The following is a 231-nucleotide window of genomic DNA, read 5'->3' as shown; positions in this document are numbered from 1 at the left end:
CTTGCACCACCTGGACATGTTCCTGGGCCCGGGCATAGCGGGTATCGTAGTCGTAGTGCTCGTCCAACCCATAATTGCCCGCAGTGCCAGCATCGCCGCTGGTGACCACGTTCCAGCCGGCGCGGCCGCCGCTGATCAGATCCAGCGAGGCGAACTGGCGGGCCACCTGAAAAGGCTCGGTGTAGCTGACGGTGACCGTGGCCACCAGGCCGATGTGGGAGGTAACAGCTG

General features: G+C 64.5%; 1 protein-coding gene. It reads right to left on the bottom strand.

Features of this window, described 5'->3' with window-relative positions; genetic code table 11:
• A partial coding sequence (locus tag J5M56_RS26550) for an LLM class flavin-dependent oxidoreductase (RefSeq protein WP_207938260.1) occupies positions 1–231 on the bottom strand: 231 nt, incomplete at both ends.

It is taken from the genome of Pseudomonas sp. 51_B (genome assembly GCF_017491595.1).
GTDB classification, from domain to species: domain Bacteria; phylum Pseudomonadota; class Gammaproteobacteria; order Pseudomonadales; family Pseudomonadaceae; genus Aquipseudomonas; species Aquipseudomonas promysalinigenes.
This window is presented reverse-complemented; position numbering and strand designations above follow the sequence as displayed.